17 protein-coding genes are annotated in these 19,179 nt (G+C 53.3%); 11 read left to right on the top strand and 6 right to left on the bottom strand.

What is annotated here, in order from left to right; translation table 11 throughout:
* Nucleotides 1–22: 22 nt before the first annotated feature.
* The 5 genes from NST23_RS20055 (at nt 23) to NST23_RS20035 (ending at nt 3,801) form a co-directional block, all read left to right on the top strand.
* Entirely contained in the window at nt 23–520 is a 498-nt protein-coding gene (locus tag NST23_RS20055; protein WP_122963974.1) for a phage tail protein, read from the top strand.
* A 16-nt stretch (nt 521–536) separates the two neighbouring features.
* Nucleotides 537–1,064: a phage tail protein gene (locus NST23_RS20050; RefSeq protein ID WP_122963975.1), complete on the top strand. Its 528-nt coding sequence runs from the start codon at nt 537–539 to the stop codon at nt 1,062–1,064.
* 133 nt (nt 1,065–1,197) lie between these two features.
* On the top strand, nt 1,198–2,142 hold the full coding sequence (locus tag NST23_RS20045) for a GntR family transcriptional regulator (protein WP_233454100.1): 945 nt from the start codon (nt 1,198–1,200) through the stop codon (nt 2,140–2,142).
* A gap of 87 nt (nt 2,143–2,229) precedes the next feature.
* Nucleotides 2,230–2,868 carry a pyridoxamine 5'-phosphate oxidase family protein gene (locus tag NST23_RS20040; RefSeq protein ID WP_173596885.1) on the top strand — a complete coding sequence of 213 codons (639 nt, stop codon included), beginning with the start codon at nt 2,230–2,232 and terminating at the stop codon, nt 2,866–2,868.
* Nucleotides 2,869–2,976: 108 nt separating this feature from the next.
* Complete coding sequence (locus NST23_RS20035) at nt 2,977–3,801, top strand: aldo/keto reductase (RefSeq protein WP_122963978.1); 825 nt, start codon at nt 2,977–2,979, stop codon at nt 3,799–3,801.
* Nucleotides 3,802–3,971: 170 nt separating this feature from the next.
* Here NST23_RS20035 and NST23_RS20030 read toward each other — a convergent pair whose 3' ends face one another.
* Nucleotides 3,972–4,757 (bottom strand): YheC/YheD family protein, encoded by a 786-nt coding sequence (locus tag NST23_RS20030; protein ID WP_229049719.1) that lies wholly within the window; start codon nt 4,755–4,757, stop codon nt 3,972–3,974.
* A gap of 186 nt (nt 4,758–4,943) precedes the next feature.
* Between NST23_RS20030 and NST23_RS20025 the strand changes: the two genes are divergently transcribed.
* Nucleotides 4,944–5,687: an IclR family transcriptional regulator gene (locus tag NST23_RS20025; protein ID WP_122963980.1), complete on the top strand. Its 744-nt coding sequence runs from the start codon at nt 4,944–4,946 to the stop codon at nt 5,685–5,687.
* 48 nt (nt 5,688–5,735) lie between these two features.
* Here NST23_RS20025 and NST23_RS20020 read toward each other — a convergent pair whose 3' ends face one another.
* Nucleotides 5,736–6,863: a glycosyltransferase family 1 protein gene (locus NST23_RS20020; RefSeq protein WP_122963981.1), complete on the bottom strand. Its 1,128-nt coding sequence runs from the start codon at nt 6,861–6,863 to the stop codon at nt 5,736–5,738.
* A gap of 179 nt (nt 6,864–7,042) precedes the next feature.
* On the opposite strand from NST23_RS20020, the gene NST23_RS20015 reads away from it, so the two are divergent.
* Nucleotides 7,043–7,681: a TetR/AcrR family transcriptional regulator gene (locus NST23_RS20015; protein ID WP_340964432.1), complete on the top strand. Its 639-nt coding sequence runs from the start codon at nt 7,043–7,045 to the stop codon at nt 7,679–7,681.
* A 10-nt stretch (nt 7,682–7,691) separates the two neighbouring features.
* On the top strand, nt 7,692–8,165 hold the full coding sequence (locus NST23_RS20010) for a DUF4188 domain-containing protein (RefSeq protein ID WP_122963983.1): 474 nt from the start codon (nt 7,692–7,694) through the stop codon (nt 8,163–8,165).
* Between the two features lie 14 nt (nt 8,166–8,179).
* Here NST23_RS20010 and NST23_RS20005 read toward each other — a convergent pair whose 3' ends face one another.
* The 3 genes from NST23_RS20005 to NST23_RS19995 form a co-directional block, all read right to left on the bottom strand.
* A complete protein-coding gene (locus tag NST23_RS20005; protein WP_173596887.1) occupies nt 8,180–9,781 on the bottom strand; it encodes an alkaline phosphatase family protein in 1,602 nt (533 codons plus the stop codon).
* Between the two features lie 122 nt (nt 9,782–9,903).
* Nucleotides 9,904–11,085 carry an alanine racemase gene (gene alr / locus NST23_RS20000; protein WP_122964071.1) on the bottom strand — a complete coding sequence of 394 codons (1,182 nt, stop codon included), beginning with the start codon at nt 11,083–11,085 and terminating at the stop codon, nt 9,904–9,906.
* Nucleotides 11,086–11,230: 145 nt separating this feature from the next.
* Nucleotides 11,231–11,554, bottom strand: coding sequence for a DUF3892 domain-containing protein (locus NST23_RS19995; RefSeq protein ID WP_122963985.1), 324 nt, complete (start codon nt 11,552–11,554; stop codon nt 11,231–11,233).
* 152 nt (nt 11,555–11,706) lie between these two features.
* Here NST23_RS19995 and NST23_RS19990 point away from each other — a divergent pair, with 152 nt between their 5' ends.
* Genes NST23_RS19990 through NST23_RS19980 form a run of 3 tightly spaced genes read left to right on the top strand, consistent with a single transcriptional unit; the run spans nt 11,707 to nt 16,004 of the window.
* Complete coding sequence (locus tag NST23_RS19990; RefSeq protein WP_173596888.1) at nt 11,707–12,354, top strand: TetR family transcriptional regulator; 648 nt, start codon at nt 11,707–11,709, stop codon at nt 12,352–12,354.
* Nucleotides 12,355–12,390: 36 nt separating this feature from the next.
* Nucleotides 12,391–14,121 (top strand): ABC transporter ATP-binding protein, encoded by a 1,731-nt coding sequence (locus tag NST23_RS19985; RefSeq protein WP_340964430.1) that lies wholly within the window; start codon nt 12,391–12,393, stop codon nt 14,119–14,121.
* Nucleotides 14,118–16,004: an ABC transporter ATP-binding protein gene (locus tag NST23_RS19980; protein ID WP_274874142.1), complete on the top strand. Its 1,887-nt coding sequence runs from the start codon at nt 14,118–14,120 to the stop codon at nt 16,002–16,004. The genes NST23_RS19985 and NST23_RS19980 overlap by 4 nt, the downstream gene beginning before the upstream one ends.
* A 225-nt stretch (nt 16,005–16,229) precedes the next feature.
* On the opposite strand, the gene acnA is transcribed toward NST23_RS19980, so the two are convergent.
* Nucleotides 16,230–18,959 (bottom strand): aconitate hydratase AcnA, encoded by a 2,730-nt coding sequence (acnA, locus tag NST23_RS19975; RefSeq protein ID WP_122963987.1) that lies wholly within the window; start codon nt 18,957–18,959, stop codon nt 16,230–16,232.
* Between the last annotated feature and the right edge of the window lie 220 nt (nt 18,960–19,179).

Raw genomic sequence — 19,179 nt, 5'->3', positions numbered from 1 at the left:
TAACCACTGGAGGTTGACGATCATGTCAGAACCGTATGTCGGCGAAATTCGCGCCTTTGCTTTTCCTTTTCCGATGAGAGGATGGGCGCTGTGCGATGGGCAGATTTTGCCGATCAACCAAAATCAGGCGCTGTACTCCATTATCGGAACAACCTACGGAGGGGACGGAAAAACGACGTTTGCCTTGCCGGATTTGCGGGGCAGAGTGCCTGTGCATGTCGGAAATGGCGTGGGGTATGGACAAGCTGGCGGTGAGGAGGTCCATGCTCTGACGGTTCGCGAAATGCCGCAGCATCAGCACGTGGCCAAGCCTCTTGTGACAACGGGCGTAACGGAAAAAGCAGTTGCGAACGTATGGGCCAAGACGGATTATCAGGCATTTGCTGCCCAGCCTAATGCGACGATGCGCCAGGATGCTCTGCTCACAACGGGCGGGGGCCAGCCGCACTATAACATGCAGCCGTATCAGGTGTTCAATTACTGCATTGCCATCCAAGGAGTATATCCGAGCCGCGATTGATAGAGGAGGAAAACGAATGGAAGCCTATTACGGGGAAATTCGCATTTTTACAGGAAAGTTCGCTCCAAGAGGCTGGGCTTTTTGCGATGGAGCCTTAATGCAAATTCGGCAGAATACCGCTCTGTACGCCATCCTGGGCACCAGATTTGGCGGAGATGGCATAAACACCTTTGCTCTGCCCAATTTGCAAGGGGCGGCACCTATGCACCATGGAGCAGCGCCGGATTTGACGCCGCGAACGATTGGCGAGCAGGGCGGGAGCAGCGAGGTCGGACTGACGATTCAGGAGATGCCTGCGCATACGCACATTCCCAATGCAGCGGAGAAGCCGACGACGAACAATCCGGACGGGATGATCTGGGCGAACACGGAAGGCAGAGGACGTGTCTTTGCCTATGGAGCGCCGAACGCTTCGGAGCAGACTCCTTTCAGCCAAGCCGCGATTTCAGTTGCGGGTGAAGGAATGCCGCACAACAATCGACAGCCGTTTTTGGGTGTTCACTATATCATTTGTCTGGAAGGCGAATTTCCACAAAAGCCGTAACAAAAGCCTGATCTCAAAAAGAAGTGCCAGATGCGAAGCTGCCCTGCATCTGGCACTTGCTTTGTCCGATTGACCTATTGTAAGATGACAGAATATTACTGCGATACCGTTTCCTTGGGGTGATTTGATGCAGATGCCTGTCCATGATTCATCCTCGATCTCTGTCTCTGTTCAATTGAAAGAGCAACTAAAAAGTTTGATGGAACAACGAATTTATCAGCCACGCGAAACATTGCCAGCAGTCCGTGCGCTATCCGGCTTTTTGCGGCTGAATCAGGATACCGTGCAAAAGGCGTACGAGGCGCTGAAAGCAGAGGGCTACGTCACGATTGGAAACGATGGCGAAGCAGTGGTTGCGGACCCGCTCCCGAGAAAAAGCGGAATGCCCGCTGCGAGTGGCATTTCTTCGCGAGAGCAGCAGAAGGATGCCGCTGTTTCACCGCCCGTTTCAGGAAAGCCGGGACATCCGGCCAGCTTCAAGCGGGAGGAAAGGACGAAGCCAGCGATCCTGTTTGCCGAGTGCAATGTCGTGCAAGTGCAGGAGTACGCAGTCGAGCTGGAAAAAGCGACAGGCTACACGGTGAAGCCATGCCTGATCAAAGACTTGGACCAGTTTGCCACAAGCATCGTGAACGGCTACTACGATCTCGTCGTCACGACGTTTTTGCATATAGAAGAAGTGCAAAAATGGCTGGATCGTCTGGAAGGAGACAATGTGCCGATCGTCATCGGCTGCCTGTTGGATTCCAATCTCCAGTCGATCCGCGAGCTTCAGCAATTGCCGCCCGGAAGCCTGGTCGGAATCGGGGGCACGACCTGGGAGGGCGCGCACAATTTCCGCCAGTCGATTATGAATGCCGGGATGACTCATCTGGAGCTTTTGGTCGGCACGATGGAGTACCCCTCATCCCTGGATGAAGTGCTGGCGGCCAAGCCCGAGCTGATTGTCTGCACCAGCATCGTCGGTGCTTATTTGAAAAGGCAGGCGCGTTTTTTGCCGCTGCTGATTGAAGATCGCTTCTTGAATGTCCAGTCGGTGCAGTACATTCAGCAATTCGTCGAAGGCTTCCGGCAGTGAGCAAAGCAAATCCCCGGACTTGTCCGCCGATCGTTATGGTATGATGAAGGGGAGAGCTTTTCCACAAAAGGAAAAAGAGGTGCTATCATGTCAGGATTCGGAATATTTCGTGAAGTAATCACATCGGAAACCCAATTGCGGGAAATTTTCGGAGAGCCGAGCCGTCTGGTGCAAAACAAGGTGATTACCCAACTGGACGACCATTGCCGCAATTATATAGCCCAGTCGCCTTTTTTGATTATCTCGACTGCCGACGAAAAAGGAAACTGTGACGCATCCCCGCGCGGCGATGCTCCAGGCTTCGTGCACATCGTCGACGACCACCATCTGGTTATCCCGGAGCGCCCGGGCAACAAGCGGATGGATTCGATCACCAACATCCTCGTGAATCCGCACATCGGCCTGATTTTTTTGATTCCGACCTTGGAAGAAACGCTGCGGATCAACGGTCGGGCGTGCATCATCCAGGATCAGGATATTTTGGAGAAAATGGCGGTCAAAGGCAAGGTGCCGACGCATGGAATCGGCGTGCAAGTAGAAGAATGTTACGCCCATTGCGCCAAGGCGTTCATGCGCTCCGGGCTGTGGAAGCCGGATACGTGGCCTGAGGCTGGAACGACCCCGGATATCGCCAAAATGATCGCGGATCATGTGAAGCTGCCCGGTTTAGGGGCGAAAGAAGTGGCTGAGGGATTGCAGGATAGCTATAAAAATCGCTTGTACTAAAAGGTGGGCTTTTTGCCAGCTTGTATGAGACAAGTTTTCCGATCGACCAACCTGTGATATACTTTCTTAATGTAAGTACATAAACAGCGTTAGTCGGGAGGAGATCGGATGGCAACAAAAATCACGGATCGTTCCGTTTTGAACAACGGAGTGGAAATGCCTTGGTTGGGCCTGGGTGTCTGGAAAGCAAAGGAAGGCAACGAAACAGTGGCAGTCCGCTCGGCTATTGAGGCGGGTTACCGCAGTGTGGACACGGCAGCTGTCTACGGCAACGAAGAAGGCGTAGCAGAAGGTATCCGTCAGGCGGGAATCGATCGCGATCAGCTGTTCATCACGACAAAGGTTTGGAATGCGGATCAGGGCTATGAGTCGACGCTCAAAGCTTTTGACGTGAGCATGAAAAAGCTGAAGCTCGACACGCTTGATTTGTACCTGGTCCACTGGCCGGTAAAAGACAAGTTCGTGGACACGTGGAAAGCCTTGGAAAAGCTGTATCGGGACGGCTACGTGCGCGCAATCGGCGTGAGCAATTTCCACATTCACCATCTGGAGGAGCTGCGCAAGCACAGCGAAATTACGCCAGTTGTCAACCAGGTCGAATACCATCCGCTGCTCACGCAAAAGGAGCTGCATGCGTACTGCAAGGATTGCGCTATCCAGCTGGAGGCGTGGAGTCCGCTGATGCAAGGAAACCTCGATCATCCGCTGCTGGTGGAACTGGGACAAAAATACGGCAAATCGCCTGCGCAAATCGTCATTCGTTGGGATTTGCAAAACGGGGTCGTCACAATCCCGAAATCGATCACGCCTGCTCGGATTGAGCAAAATGCCGACGTCTTTGATTTTGCGTTGAGCGCGGAAGACGTGGACAAAATCAGTGCGTTGAACGAGAACAAGCGCTTTGGGCCAGACCCGGACAACTTCGATTTCTAAAATCACGGTGATAATAGCAGGGGGCTGTCCCGAACGTCTCGCGCAGACGAAGGGGATGTGCCCCTTTTCTTTTGCCTTTTCCTGGTCGAACAAGATCAAGGCAAGGCGTGCTCAAAAAAGGCAAAGCCCCCGCCGGACGATTTCGTCCCGATCAGGAGCTTATGCCCGGTTTATCTGCGCCTGCGATAGGCAACGATCGTTCTGTACATGCTTTTGTCCGCGAGCTTCAAAAATAGAGAGATGTCAGGACGCAAGTTTGCTTCAATGATCCACACCCGTCCTTTTGCATCGACGCCCATGTCCAGGCCGAAAACGCGCTGACTTGTATAGTAGCGGGACAGACGCTGGGCAGCGAGCAGAGCAACCTGCCGCATGCGGGCGATGACGGCAGCAGGAGAAGCGCCGCGAATGTTCGAGCGGTGGAGGGCTGTGGAGAGCGGGAGCACTTTGCCGCCGCTGCGCTTGATGTTGGTAATGATATAGCCGCGTCCGGCCACTTTGGCAAGCATTCCGGTCACGACCCACGGCTGACCGCTTTTTCGCTGCACCATGACTCTGACGTCAAACAAAGATCCGCTGACGCGAGCCAAAGAGATGCCTCGCTGCACGAGATAGCGGCTGTTAATTTTTTTGCGCAAATACTTGTAGGTCGATTTTTTGCTGTGCTTGGTCTTGCGTTTGGCACCGCGCTGGATGCGGTATTTGCTGCGGCCCAGTCCGGTTACGAGAATGACTCCGGCTCCGCCGCTGCCTGCGGCTGGCTTGGCGATCACTTTGCTGTAGCGATCGAGGAAATCGTACAAGGCGCGTTTGGAAAAGGGACGCGTGCGCGGCAATGCGCCGGACAGGGTGGAGCTTGCGCGCAAGACGTAGTATTTGGTAAGCTTGGACTCGCTTTTTTTGCCCAAAGAGGTCATTCCCCCAATCGAAATATGAAACGTCTTTTGCTTCTTCATAATGTATGTGCAGCTTGTTTCAGCGCTTGTGGGAATGTCCTTGCTGTCAAAAAATAGGTAGGATATGGCGGGGAGGGCGAAGATTCGCTCTTTACTATGCCTTTAATTTTTGTATACTGAAAAGTAGCATATTTGTTTCATCAGATGAAACGAACGGAACCAAGTAGGAAGAAGGGGTAAGAAACAATGGATGAACAAAAAGCAAACGTTCGCTCTGTCGAACGTGCTTTGGATATCCTGCTCTGTTTTACGGACGCCACAGACCTTGGGCTTAGTGAGATATCGAGTCGCCTTTCCTTGCATAAAAGCACCGTGCATCGTCTGCTGGCGACGCTGGAGAACAAGGGCTTTCTCATCCGTGATGTTCAGACGGAGAAATACCGGCTGGGCTTTCGAATCTGGGAGCTTTCGGCCAATTTGACGCATAACGATGATCCGGCTACGCTTCTCTTGCCTGAGATGGAGAGATTGCGGGATTTGGTCGAAGAAACAATCAGCCTGTATGTGCGGGATGGAAACGAGCGGATACGTATTCAGGCTGTGCAGAGCAGACAACCGATTCGCCGGGTCGCTCCGATCGGGGCGCGCATGCCACTGGCTGTGGGAGCGTCCAGCAAGGTGTTGGTGGCTTATGCCGATCCGTATGTGCTGGAGCAAGTCTTGAACGATCCGAACTGGCCCGACTTCGTGAATCAGGAAGCGTACATCGAGCAGCTCGACCAGATCAGAAGACAAGGATTTGCCACCAGTGTGGAGGAACGGGAGCTTGGGACAGCGGCGGTCGCGGTTCCGATCTTCAACCGCAACGGGCAGCTTGTCGCATCGATTGCGGCTTCTGGCCCGTCCAATCGTCTGACACCGGAAAAAATGAGCCAGTACGCGCCGTACATTATGGAAGCAGCCTATCGCATGGGAAAAATGATGAAATAACGCCAAAAGCCAACACAGCTTCTGCTCAAGGAGCGTGTTGGCTTTTGGCTATTTGCGGTAGCTAAATTCCGTTTGCAGGACGCGCCAGAAAGACTGGACGGCGTTGTCGGCGAGAAAGCGCTCCCCGCGCGACCGCACGTACGCGCTCATGTCCGCGTAATAGGCCGGGTTGCGCAGCTTTTCGTAATGAAAAGCGATGTCGTGGGCATCTTGCACGAAAAGGGGATACGCTTCTCCGAGCAGAGCGAGATTGCCGATCGTCCGGGTCGTCAGCACGGGTACGCCGAGCGCCATGCATTCGATGATCCGCGACAAGTAGGAGTGGGACGGGTTTTGGTCCGGAGTGTTGTCGTAGAGCAGCGCAATGCCGATCCCGCTCTGGACGATCATTTTTTTCGTCGCCCACATCGATTTTTGCCCGTGGTCGGCTACTCCGGGCGTGCGCAGCAGAAGCCGCGCTTTCTTTTGATAGCTCCCGACGATGGACGGGTAAAGGACGCGCAGCTTCGCCTGCGGAACCGATTTGCGGATCAGGCGGATCGCTTTGGTGGCTACAGCAAGTCCATAGCGTGGTCGGATGACGCCTGCCCAGATCAGGTGCAGCGGATCTCCCGGCTGACGGATGAGCGCCCCGTCTTCCTGATGCTCGACAAACTGGGGCAGCACCTGGATTTTGCGGTTCAGTTCCTTTTCCGCGTATTTGGCTTTGCTTAACTGGTAGCGGCGATAGCGCTCGGCATTCGGCTCGGTCTGGAAAAAAACGACGCGGGAATGCTGAAAGATGTGATCCAGCCTGCCCATGATGTACGGATCGCGCAAGTTGTACTGGACGGCCAAATACAGCAGCTTTTTGCCGAGGGACGGCTTTTTTTCCACCAGATGAAACGCTTCGTTGCGGCCGCGGATAAACAAAAAGTCGTAGTTGTGCTTTTGGTCGCGGGCAATGAGGTCGTCGACGAGCTGGTCGGATTTGTAAAAGCGGACGTGTTCAAACGTAAAGCCGCCCATCCCGTTGCGAAACTGAAAGGGGAGGACGCAGTCGAGCACGTACCGCTTGCGTTCGTTTGCCCCAAGCTTCGCCACTTTGCGGTCGAGGGAGCGCAGCAAAATAAAAAATTGCAGGACGTTCCCCTTTGGCTTGAACTCGATGAGATTGCAGGAAAAACAAATTCTCACGGGGGATTCTCTCCTTCAACAAGGCTCTTTCCCTATCGTATGGGTTTTTGGGCCATTGGCTACTGGGGGAGGAGAAATCAGCAAGCGATTTTGAGTTTTGTTTACTCTAATATAAAACTTTACTAAAGTTAACTTAAGTGCTATCCTAGTCTTGGGTGTAACTGGAAGGGAAGGAAACAATGGCTGAAACGATTTCGTTGCGTGAGAAAAAGAAAGCGAAGACGAAGCTCGCCTTGCTGGAGGCAGCGCTTGCGCTGATCAACGAAGGCACATTCCGCAGCGTGCTTGTGGATGACATATGCGCGCAGGCAGAAGTCTCCAAGGTGACCTTTTTCAAATTTTTCCCGCAAAAAGAAGAGCTGCTGATTTATTTTATGAGCATTTGGCAGGTGCGGTGTTACAAAGAGCTGGCAGACAACGGGAAGCGAGGCTTTGCCGCCGTGCGCCACGCTTTTTCCATGGTAGCGGAATATGCGGAAAAGCAGCCTGGAATCATGCTCAGCCTGATCAGCTTTCTCGCCGAGCAAAAGATGCATCCGTGCGTTCCGGCACTGTCGAAGGCGGAACTGTCCTTGCTGTTCCCCGATGTCGAAGCGGCGCAGCGAGCTGAAATCGGCGGCAAGAACATGCACCAGATTTTTGAGCAGTGTGTGCAGGAAGCGCGCGAAGACGGACAGTTGGTTGCTCATGTCAGCAACGAAGAGGCAGTCGTTTTGTTATTCTCGATGTTTTACGGAGCGTATTTGTCGGCGCATTTGTTTCATTCTGATGATTTCATGGCTTACTATGAGCTTCATCTCAAAACGTTGACAAGGTAGGGGATTGCAGATGGCAAACGTAATGCCAGGGCGGTATACGGCAAAAGTGGATGGGTCTTATGTGGTGTTCATTATCGGTATGCGAATCAACCAGCTGCTGGCTGTGCACAAATGGGTTCCGGTGGCGAAGGCGATGGGCGGGATGATGCAGGAGCTGTATCAAAATCCCGAACTCGGGTTTTTGGGCAGCCGCTCCAGCGTCAACATGCGGACGATTACGCAGATTCAATATTGGCGGTCGTTTGAGCATTTGGAAAAGTATGCGCGGCATGCGCCCCTTCACCTGACAGCGTGGCGAAAATTCAATCAGGCGGTAGGGACGGATGGCTCGGTAGGGATTTATCACGAGACGTATCTGGTGGAAGCAGGGAACTACGAGTGCGTGTACGTCAATATGCCTGCTTTTGGCCTGGGAGAAGTGGGAGAGCTGGTTCCCGCCACAGGCAAGCGGGAATCAGCCCGACAGCGAATCAACAAAGAATAAGCGCGTCGGCAAGCCTATTCGTTTACGAGACGAAGCAACCATTCTTTGAGATCGACGATGCGGTTCGTTTTCGGTCGGCTGTCCGTCCCGGTGACCAAGAGCGGGACGAGTGAATCGACTTCATGCAGCGAGCCGTGTGCAGCACCTCCCAGATGGGCAGGAGAGCTTTCTGTCACCAGCTCGTAGCCAGGCTGGGCGGTGACAACCACGTAGCGCCCAGGATGGGAGTTCAAGGCACCGTTCAGCCTGGCAAGCACATCGGGGTATTTTCCGTACGTGATGCGCTTTTTTGCCCGCTTGATATCGAGCACGCTCGCGTCACCCTGCAAGCTCCACGACTGCCCGTACTCATCTTGAAAAGGCCCGCCTGGCTTGTACGCCACCCGGCGTTTGCCATCGCTTCCGCCAGCGGAGACGACGGTGGACGATCCTTCTTTGCGCGCGATGATATCGAGCCTCGGCTCGCGCTGAAGCTGAGTGACGAGCGCAGAGAGGGAGAGCTTTGGATCAAGGGCGTACACATACGCCATCCGTTCATTGGCGGCGATGACGACCTGGTCATTCGCTTGCGGAGGACGGCTGATCGGGGGGATGAGAAAAGGCGCGAGCAAGCTGCGCAGGTCGATAATAGCGGCTTGCCGATCCGCTTTTACCGCGCTTTGTGCGCTGTCTCCCATGACGATCCAACGCACTTCCTCGACCGCCTGGTCCCACGATCCAAAAGTATCAAGCAGACTTTGCAGCGCCTTGTCCGCATTTTCAATCCCGTCTATCGTCGCTGGCCCCTTTTTGTGGACCTCTGCGTCATTTTCCGGCAAGTAGGCAATGGTCAGCGGAGGCAGTCGGCTATGATCGATCAAAAAGGCGGTTTCCTGCGCAGAGAACTCATCGTTCATGCCGTATTTGCGCCAGATTCGCGTGTGCCGCTTTTGATTCGGATCGAGTTGGGCAAAGGCGGCGTAGGACATGAATGTCGGTCCCGTAACCGAAAGCTCGCCGGGAAGTTGAGCGGCCACCTCGATCAGATGGGGGATTTTCAAGGTATGGGCTGTTTTTCCGCGCCAGACAATCGCATTGATGGAAGCAGAGTCTTTGCCCAGGTCCGCGAGTTCTTCGTGGATCGTTTTTGTGTCTTTGCTCAACTGGGTTTGGTTCAATTGCTGAATGGCATCGAGCAGCACTTGCGGCTGGTCGATTTTCAGCGCTTCTTTCGGGCCGTATCCGTAGTAAATCATCCGGTTTTCCGCTTCGCTGTACCAGGAAAGTCCGGGGATGTGGTGGCGATCGGCGTAGCTTCCTGTGAGCAGCGTGCTGTCGATGGTGACAGACATCGTGGGAAAAGAACTGACGATGCGCGGGAAATAGTGTCCTTTTGCCTGCAAAAAAGCCAGGGCAGGAGCGCGGCCTTGGCGGATGGCTTCTTGCAGGGGCTTGTCCATTAACGAATCGATCAGGATGACCACGACTGGCTTATGCGCCTGAACCGAGCCGTCGTCAGAAAGCGGGGCTGGCCCCTTTTTCTCCTGGAGCTGAAATGGTTCACCAGCCTTGCAGCCGAAAAGGGGCAGGCTGAGCAGCAAAAAGGCAAGAATGGCGCAGGTCCATCGTGACTTCATGGGTTCAATCCAATCCTTTCCATGGCAAGATTCTCTTATGTTTTGTTGCTGGCGGCTAATCTATGCGAAAAAACTCCCCTGCTGACAGCGGGTGCTGTTCGTACAGGGGAGTGGGCAAGCGGTTATCCTTTTGGCAGCAAATGCGTGATTTCCACGACTTCTCCTTTGACCAAAAACAAGCGCGGGATGCGGTTGCTTAAAGTAGCCACGACTTCGTAGTTGATCGTTCCGAGCATTTCCGCGATTTCATCCACGGTAATTTCTCCGCCTTCTTGCTTGCCGTACAGGACGATTTCCTCGCCTTGCTTCGCTTTTCGCTCACCGAGACTGACCATCAGCTGATCCATCGTCACGCGCCCGGCAATGGGCATGCGCTTGCCTTTGTACAACACAAACCCGCGGTTCGACAAAGCGCGCGAGTAGCCGTCGGCATAACCGATGGGAATCGTTCCGATGACTTCGCCTTTTTTCGCTATGTACGTCGCTCCATAGCTGATCGTGTACGGTTCCGACAGCATCGTTTTCACATACGAAAAACGCGACTTCAAACTGAGCGCGGGCACGAGCCTGATGCGATTCAGGCTGCGAATGTAAGCGGACGGATACAGTCCGTACATGCCGATGCCGAGGCGAATCATATCTGCGCTGTAATCCGGATAGGCGATGGCGGCGGCTGTGTTGCACATGTGTACGGTCGGGAGCTTGAACCCGTGTTGCTCCAAATAGCGCAGGCCATTGACGAATAGCTCGTGTTGTAGCTTGGTCAAGGTGTGGTCGGCTTCATCGGCGGTGGAAAAATGGGTGAAAATGCCATTCCAGTGCAAGTCCGGGCTGGCCTCCAATGCTTTTACGACGGAGAGCAGATTTTTCTTTGTCCGTACGCCAAGACGTCCCATCCCTGTGTCCATATTGACGTGAATGTTCAGGCGGCCGCTGAAATCGGATGCGCGGACGATTTTTTGCGCTTCTTTGATCCAGTCTACCTGGAAGGCGGATAGCTCGATATTCCAGGCGAGTGCTTCCTTGACGCGTGAGAGCGGGGTGAATCCAAGCACAAGGATCGGGGCGGTGATTCCCGCCTGGCGCAGGACAATGCCTTCCTCGATGATCGCGACAGCAAGAGAGGTTGCTCCGTACTGCAGAGCGTGGCGGGCAACGCCTACCGAACCATGTCCGTAAGCGTTCGCCTTGACCACCGCCATGATTTTCGTCTGCTTGGGAATATAGCGACGGAACGCCCGAATATTTTTCTTGATCGCATCGAGATTGACTTCGATCCACGTTTCTCGAAACAACTGTTTCACAGTATGTTCCTCCCCATTTGGTGAAATGAGAAATCCTGCTTTTTCCATAAATATTCGCTGCCCCTGCTGCTTAGGCGTGGCCTGCTTTTCGCGAAGCAAATAAAAGCAGGCCATCGGATCAATGGCCTGTACAGGGTGTGGCGACTTAAAAAGCAGGGAGGTTGTCCAGGTTGTTTTCCTTGATGCCGTCAGGCTCGCTGCGCAAAATATCCCGTCCGTACTTGTGAAACACGTCTACATGCGCCAGGTTCCCCGCCTTGGCCTCCTGCAAAGCGGTGAGGTAATCCAGCTCCCTTCCCGAGTTTGTTTTGAAGGCGATCAAATCGCCATCGTCATTTTTGCGCACGGCAACAATTTGCTCTTTGCCCGCAGCAGACGGGAGGTAGCCCTGGTCGCTTTCGCGCAAAGCCTGTTGCTCGCCTGCCGCTTTGTATTCCGCATAAATTTGTTCGAAGTTTTGCTCGCTCATGATCGTATCCCTCCTTCCCTATAAGGGTGGCTCAAGCGGGAAGAGAACATGCATTCGTTTTACAGCGACGATTTTCACCTATTGACAGTCGCTGCTAACAGGATTATATTTTGACTGACACGAAAGTCAATGAAAAAAGGGGGGAGCAGCTCGTGCCTCGCTCAAAGGAGCAGAACGAAGAAATTCGCGCCCAGCGAAAGGAAGCGATCATGCAGGGCGCTCTTGCTGTTTATGTGGAAAAGGGCTATGCAGCCGCAGATATCAAGGATGTGGCTGAGCATGCCGGAGTAGCCAGAGGATTGGTGTATTACTACTACAAAGACAAGCGCTCGTTGTTTCGCGATTTGTTTGCGCATATGTTTCAGCTCTCCAACAAGCATACCCGCTATCATTTTTCGCAGGAAGGGACAGCGGTAGAACTGTGCAAACAGTTTGCCCTCGTCATGTTCCACAATTTGTTTGAACGCTCTTTGCATGTCATGTTCTTTTTTCGCATGCGCCATGATTTGCGTGAGCTGTTTACGGGGGAAGAACTGCGTGGGCTGATGTGGCGCGACAACAATTTGCAAGTCATGGTAGATGCGCTCCGCCAAGGGATGGAGGCAGGCGATGTGCGTCAAATGTCGCCGGAGCTGCTCGCGGAGCAGTTTTGGGGAGCGATGATGCACGCGATGGGTTATTTGCACCGGAAAAAGAAGAGCTTGCGTGCGGACGGACATGATATGGAACAAATCAAGGCGTTGCTCACGGATGAGATTGAAGCGGCAACTGAATCGTGCGTCTCCATGCTCCGGCCTTAACCGCGCATGTAGCTGAAGGACAAAAGGAGGATTTTTTTGCTGAAATTATTGCGTTATTTACGGCCATACCGTCAGATGGTCTTTCTGACGATGTTGTTTATGTTGCTTCAGTCGATTGCGAACTTGTATCTCCCGACGTTGATGTCACATATCGTCAACGAAGGGATCGTGAAGGAAAATACGGCTTATATATGGACAACGGGCGGCTTCATGCTGCTTGTCTCGGCAGGCGCTGCAGTTTTGTCTGTCGCGGCCAGCTACATGGCATCCCGTTCTGCTTCCGGTTTCGGGATGCGGATACGCAGCAGCGTGTTCAGTCATATTGAACGGTTCTCGCTGGAGGAGTTCGACAAGCACGGGACCGCTTCGCTGATCACGAGAACGACCAATGACATTGCCCAAGTCCAGCAGGTGCTGAACATGATGTTGCGGATGATGGTCATGGCTCCGATGATGTGTATCGGCGGGATCATCATGGCTTTGTCCAAAGACGCGGAGCTGTCCATCGTGATCATTGTGGCGATTCCGATTTTGGTCCTGGCGATTTTCGGGATCGGTTCGAAAGGGATTCCGTATTTCCAAGCCATGCAAGGCAAAATCGACAAGCTCAATCTCGTGCTGCGCGAGTCGTTGACAGGCATCCGCGTCGTGCGGGCTTTCAATCGGATTGAGCACGAGCGGGGACGCTTCAATCGCGCGAACGAAGATTTGACTGCGACAGCGATCAGAGCCAACCAGATCATGGCTGGGATGATGCCTGTCATGATGCTGATGATGAATGCCACTTCGATTGCGATCATCTGGTTTGGCGGATTGCGGATTAGCACGGGCCATATGCAAGTAGGCGATTTGATGGCCTTTTTGCAGTATGCGATGCAAATTTTGTTTTCCTTGATGATGGCGTCGATGATGTTCAGCATGGTGCCGAGAGCTTCCGCTTCAGCGGCGCGGATTCACGACGTGCTCTCGACTGAGCCGGTCATCGTCGACCGCGAGCAGGCAAGTGTAGGGAAAGCAAGCACAGGGGGAGACGTCGTTTTTGACCAAGTGACGTTCCGCTATCCAGGCGCAGAAAAGCCCGCCCTCTCCGACATTTCTTTCGTGGCCCGGCGTGGACAGGTGACGGCCGTGATCGGAGGAACCGGCTCGGGGAAAAGCACGCTCGCCAGCCTGATCCCGCGCTTTTACGATGTCGAGAGCGGGTGTGTTCAAGTAGGCGGCACGGATGTGCGCGACTGGCCGCAAAGCGAGCTGCGGACAAACATTGGCTTCGTGCCGCAAAAGGCTCTGCTGTTCACCGGGACGATTGCGGACAATATTCGTTACGGAAAAGAAGAGGCGACAACAGAGGAAATCCGGCACGCACTGGACATTGCCCAAGCCACAGACTTTATCGAGAACATGCCGGACGGATTGGATACGGTGCTCTCGCAGGGCGGAGCCAATTTGTCGGGTGGGCAAAAGCAGCGGCTTTCGATTGCCCGGGCGCTCGTTCGCCAGCCGGGCGTCTACATTTTTGACGACAGCTTTTCGGCGCTTGATTTCAAAACAGATGCCAAGCTGAGAGCTGCCTTGAAAAACGAAACGCAGGAGGCGACGGTCATCATCGTGGCACAGCGGGTCAACACGGTGATGGACGCTGACCAAATCATCGTGCTGGAGGAAGGCAGAGTGGCGGGGATCGGCACACACCACGAGCTGCTTGCCACCTGTAGCATCTACCAGGAGATTGTTACATCCCAACTGACAGAGGAGGAACTCGCATGAAGGAAAATCAACAACGACCTCCCCAAGGGCCAGGCGGGCAAAGGCCGATGGGCTTCGGCGGGCCTGGAATGCTGACAATGCCTGGTCAGAAGGCAAAAGATTTCAAAGGGACGCTGCGCCGCTTGCTCGGCTATTTGAAGCCGTATCGCTTCCAGCTATTCATCGTCTTTTTGACCGCTGCACTCAGTACGATTTTCGGCATTCTCAGTCCGAAGCTGCTGGGGAATGCAACGACTACGATTTTCGAAGGGTTCATGGGCAAGGTGAAGGGAGTACCTGGGGCGACGTTCGATTTTTCTGCGATCTGGCAAATTATCGTGACGCTGATCGGGCTGTATTTGTTTTCGTCTCTGTTTGCCTATATTCAGCAATACGTGATGGCTTCTGTCGCGCAAAAGACCGTGTATGCTTTGCGCAAAGAAGTAAATGAAAAGCTGGCGCGGCTGCCGCTGAAATACTTTGACGAGCGCACGCATGGCGAGATCATGAGCCGGGTCGTTAACGATGTGGATACGATCAGCGGGACGTTGCAGCAAAGCTTGACGCAGACGATCACGTCGATCATCACGCTGGTGGGGGTAGTCGTCATGATGCTGACGATCAGTCCGCTGATGACGGTGATTTTGATGCTGACCTTGCCGCTTAGCGTCGTTGTGATCAAACTGGTGGCTTCCCGCTCGATGCCGCATTTCAAAGGACAACAGCAAGCGCTCGGCGAACTGAACGGACACGTGGAAGAAATGTACACGGGGCATAAAATCGTCAAAGCGTTTGGCCGGGAAAAAAGCGCGATCGAGAAGTTCGATGCGATTAACGAAAAGCTGTATCAATCAGGCTGGAAGGCGCAGTTTCTTGCCGGGATCATGATGCCTTTGATGATGTTTGTCGGCAATATCGGATTTGTGCTTGTCTGTGTAGTCGGAGGCGTGCTCGTGACTCGCGGCAGTATTACGATCGGGGATGTGCAGGCGTTCATCCAGTACGCCCAGCAGTTTTCCCAGCCGATTACCCAAACGGCCAACATTGCGAACATCATCCAGTCAACGCTTGTCGCTGCCGAGCGTGTTTTTGAAGTGCTGGACGCAGAAGAGGAGTCGGCAGATGAGCGCTCCGAAGCTGTCGCTGTCCGTTCGCAGGGGCATGTGCAGTTCGAACACGTGTCGTTTGGCTACAAGGAAGCGGAACCGCTGATTACGGATATGAACATCGATGTACAGCCAGGCATGACGGTGGCGATCGTCGGACCGACCGGGGCTGGCAAGACTACTTTGGTCAATTTGCTCATGCGCTTCTACGAGCTTGATGGCGGACGCATTACGATTGACGGACACGACATCCGCGATTTGCCGCGGGGCGAGCTGCGGAGCCAGTTTGGCATGGTGCTGCAGGACACGTGGCTGTTTAACGGAACGATCAAGGAAAATATCGCCTACGGACGGGCGGGGGCAAGCGACGCCGAGATCATCGAGGCGGCGAAAGCAGCACATGCCGACCATTTTGTGCGGACACTGCCGGAAGGATACGAGACGATGCTGAATGAGGAAGCCTCGAATATCTCGCAAGGACAAAAGCAGCTTTTGACGATTGCCAGGGCGTTCCTCGCCGATCCGGCGATTTTGATTCTCGATGAGGCGACGAGCAGCGTCGATACCCGGACAGAGCTGTTGATTCAAAAAGCGATGGCTGGTCTGATGGAAGGACGAACGAGCTTTGTGATCGCCCATCGCCTGTCGACGATCCGCGATGCCGATATGATTCTCGTCATGAACAAGGGCACGGTGATCGAGCAGGGGAATCACGCAGAACTGCTGGCGCAGGGCGGTTTCTACGCCGATTTGTACAACAGCCAGTTTTCGCAAGACAGCGAGACGCAAGTAAGCTAATAAAAGTGCGGGATTCTTCCCAGCCTCCGCTGGCAAAGCTTCATGACACTTGAACTGCTTTTTTTCCAAACCAAACGCCAGTAGAGTAGTAAATCGGTAACCACCACAGACTTTTTGTGGTGGTTTTTGTACGTGTTCCAGAACACGAAAAAGCAGGCCGCCGAAAATTCCGGGGCCTGCTTTTTTGGGTGGGTGCTGTTACGAACTTATTTGTGTCGCGAAAACTTACGCGTTTACTGGTTTGCCTTCGTCCAGCAGCTGGCGAAGAACGGTTTGCAGAATACCACCGTTGCGGTAGTAGTCTACGTCTACCATGGAGTCGAGACGAACGATTACTTCGAACTCGAACTTGCTGCCGTCTTGTTTGGTTGCTTCTACTTTTACGCGTTGGCCTGGCTGAACTTCGTCGGAGAGACCCAGGATGCTGAAGGACTCAGTGCCGTCGATGCCCAGGGACTTCCAGCTTTGGCCGTCAGCGAATTGCAGAGGCAGAACGCCCATACCTACGAGGTTCGCACGGTGGATACGCTCGAAGCTCTCAGCGATAACCGCTTTGATGCCCAAGAGGAAAGTACCTTTTGCTGCCCAGTCACGGGAAGAACCAGTACCGTACTCTTTACCAGCCAGTACAACGAGTGGAGTGCCGTCTGCTTGATACTTCATGGAAGCATCGTAGATGGACATAACTTCGCCGGATGGCAAGTATTTCGTTACGCCGCCCTCAGTGCCAGGAGCCACCTGGTTGCGGATACGGATGTTGGCAAACGTACCGCGCATCATGACATCGTGGCTACCACGACGAGCGCCGTAGGAGTTGAAGTCTTTGCGCTCTACGCCATTTGCTTGCAGATAAATACCTGCAGGGCTGGTTGGCGAGATGTTACCAGCTGGGGAGATGTGGTCAGTTGTCACAGAGTCACCGAACAGAGCGATGGTGTTCGCTGCTTTGATGTCTGCGATCGCTGCGATTTCGCCAGCAAGGTCTTTGAAGAATGGCGGTTCTTGGATGTAGGTGGATTTTTCGTCCCACTCGTACAGATCGCCAGTTGGAACGTCGATTTTGTTCCAAGCTTCGTTTTGTGTGAACACTTGGCCGTACTCGGCACGGAACAGGTCTGGGTTCATTGCTTTGCCCATTGCTTCCGAGATTTCTTGTGGAGTTGGCCAGATGTCTTTCAGGTAAACAGGCTCTCCGTCTTTGCCAGTACCGATTGGTTCTGTAGTCAGGTCGATGTCTACAGTACCAGCCAGTGCGTAGGCGATAACCAATGGAGGAGAAGCGAGGTAGTTCGCTTTTACCTGTGCATGGATACGTCCTTCGAAGTTACGGTTACCGGACAGAACAGCTGCTACTGTCAGGTCTTCGTCAGCGATTGCTTTGCTGGTTTCTTCCGGCAATGGACCGGAGTTACCGATGCAAGTGGTGCAACCGTAGCCGACTACGTTGAATCCGATCGCATCCAGAGAATCAATCAGACCAGCGTCAGTCAGGTATTGCGTTACGACGCGGGAACCTGGAGCCAGGGAGCTTTTCACGAAAGGAGGCTTTTTCAAACCTTTTTCCACTGCTTTTTTCGCCAGGATACCTGCACCCAGCATTACGCTAGGATTTGATGTATTGGTACAGGAAGTAATCGCTGCGATCACGACAGCACCTGTTTTCAGCGTAGCGGTTTCACCGTTTGGATAAGCAACTGGTGCGCTTGCTGCGATTTTCTCTTCGGAAAGACCAAATCCGCCTTTGTCGATTGGCGTACGGAGGCTGTTGTTGAAGGATTCCTTCATAGCAGTCAGCTCTACGCGGTCTTGCGGGCGTTTTGGACCAGCCAAGCTTGGTACGACAGTGGACAAATCCAGTTCCAATGTTTCGGAGAAGACTGGGTCTGGAGTGTCGTCGGTACGGAACAGACCTTGTGCTTTGGTGTAAGTTTCTACCAGAGAGATCAGGTCTTCTTCACGACCAGTTTGACGCATGTAGTTGAGTGTCTCCGCATCTACAGGGAAGAAGCCCATTGTAGCGCCGTACTCAGGAGCCATGTTTGCTACGGTAGCGCGGTCAGCCAGCGAGATGTTGGACAGGCCAGGGCCGTAGAACTCCACGAATTTACCTACCACACCTTTTTTACGCAGCATTTGCGTAACAGTCAGGGCGAGGTCAGTTGCCGTTGCACCAGCATTCAGGGTGCCAGTCAGTTTGAAGCCGACAACTTCTGGTGTTACGAAGTACAGAGGTTGACCGAGCATTCCTGCTTCTGCCTCGATACCACCGACACCCCAGCCAAGAACACCAAGACCGTTGATCATGGTGGTGTGGGAGTCAGTACCTACCAGAGAGTCAGGGAAAGCAACGAGTTCGCCATCTACTTCGCGAGTAGCGATAACAGTTGCCAAGTACTCCAAGTTTACTTGGTGAACGATACCAGTAGCTGGAGGAACAGCACGGAAGTTGTCAAACGCTGTTTGCGCCCAACGCAGGAAACGGTAGCGCTCTTGGTTGCGTTCAAATTCGAGCTTCATGTTGTTGTCCAGAGCTGCTGCATTACCGAAATCGTCAACCATTACGGAGTGGTCGATTACGAGATCAACAGGCACGAGCGGGTTGATTCGTTTTGGATCTCCACCAGCGCGCTTCATCGCGATACGCATCGCTGCCAAGTCAACGACAGCAGGTACGCCTGTGAAGTCTTGCAGGACGATACGAGCTGGCATGAGTGGTACTTCTTGGTTTTCGTCGCGGCCTTTTGTCCAGGTCGCCAGTTGTTGTACGTGTTCTTTGGTGATCGCACGGCCATCGAACTGACGTACAGCAGCCTCAAGCAAAACTTTAATGGAGAACGGCAGTTTGGAAACATCGCCGAGTCCTTGTTCTTCCAATCCTTGCAGGCGATAGTACGCGAAAGACTTGTCGCCTACTTGCAGGGAAGATTTCACTTTGTAAGCATCTTGTTTAGCCAATGTATACAACCTCCCTATTGTAACTTGGGGTTTCATCTGGTGAAACGCAGTTTCGTTTCCTTATTACGAACTTATTATACTCGATTTGTTTCCCGGCTTCTACCCCAAATTCATCATTTATATACAAAAATGATGGGAGAAAAAACAAACCGGTATGTTTCCCGTTGTATTTAATGAAGGAAAAATATCCAGACTTCATGTATTATCCCGTTTATATTTC

The organism is Brevibacillus sp. FSL K6-0770 (assembly GCF_038000275.1).
GTDB lineage: Bacteria > Bacillota > Bacilli > Brevibacillales > Brevibacillaceae > Brevibacillus > Brevibacillus parabrevis.
The sequence above is the reverse complement of the archived record's forward strand: the minus strand, read 5'-3'. Positions and strand labels throughout refer to the sequence as shown.